Annotated in this window: 1 protein-coding gene; it reads right to left on the reverse strand. The window is 38.8% G+C overall.

Annotated elements, in window-relative coordinates; all coding sequences use genetic code 11:
• On the reverse strand, positions 1-1,133 hold a 1,133-nt coding region (locus JI666_RS20865; protein ID WP_206895011.1), incomplete at both ends, for an IS4 family transposase.

Consider the following 1,133-nt stretch of genomic DNA (forward strand, 5'->3'; position numbering starts at 1 on the left):
ATTAGATCCATGGCCTTGTATTCGGATATCTCTTTTTGATGGTTTTGATACAAATAATACCGACACTGAAACATTGTCATGGAAGAAAGAAGAATTCTGATTAAAGTGCCATATAAATGGCATTCCATCCGTTCTTGTTTCATCCTTCTCACGTTATTGATTTGATAAAGGGATTTCCACGTTTTAAATATGATTTCAACTTGCCATCTAAGGGTATACAACGGATACAGGTCTTGAGGACCTAATTTTTCTTGTGTTATGTTGGTCACAAGAACTTGAATATCATTTCTTCTTAGGGCAGATTGGACGTTCCTTCCTTTCTGTCCCTTTTTTTTCAAAGCTTTTTCGCGCCTTTTGCGCTGTTCAGGTGTTAGTTTCTGGGCGACAACTCGGCCTATAAAAGAATTTCGCGCATCGCCACCTACTTTAACGAAACCATAGTCTATTACTTTACCTGAGTCTTTATCCTTCAAGTCTTCCTCGGGTACTATTTGCGTCCATCCTTCTTTTGAACTTCCAACCCAGAACTTTGTTTTCGAAGGAGCTCTCGTTATAAAGTAAGCCCCACGTTTATTTATTTCTTTCATAATCGTTGCCGCGTAAAAGCCAAGATCACGCAAAACCAGATCACCCGGTAAGAGCGAATTCATAATTTCTCGCGCTGCTGATTTGTCATTCTTGGTCTGAGGATCAACGGATTGATAAAGGAAATCTCCATGAAGCCAGTCATAGTCGAATTGTATTTTCACACCCGAATTACGAAAGCCTGGATAATCAGGATAGTCATCCTCCAAGTTAAAAGAAGTAGAGTCCATAATTCGAATACGTGAAAAAAGTCGGTTCACATCGACGTGTCGTGGTATCTTCACCTGATTCGATACCAACTGTTGATAAATTTCTTTTAGAAATGAAACGGCTTGTTTATTAAATCGCTCGTGTAAGGCCTGCTTCGAAATCGAGGTTTGATAGGGATAAGATATAGCGCTACATAAGTGTTGTAAACTCTCATTTCCAACTGAATCTTTGAGGAATGTACAGAGACTTAGAAAGATTTCTGGTGTTAATTTACTAAGCCTTTGTGAGAAACCAGTTTCCATGGCGGTTTTTCTTACAGATTTTCGATCAAATACATG

The sequence above is a fragment of the Bacillus sp. NTK071 genome, from assembly GCF_017303315.1.
Lineage (GTDB): Bacteria > Bacillota > Bacilli > Bacillales > Guptibacillaceae > Guptibacillus.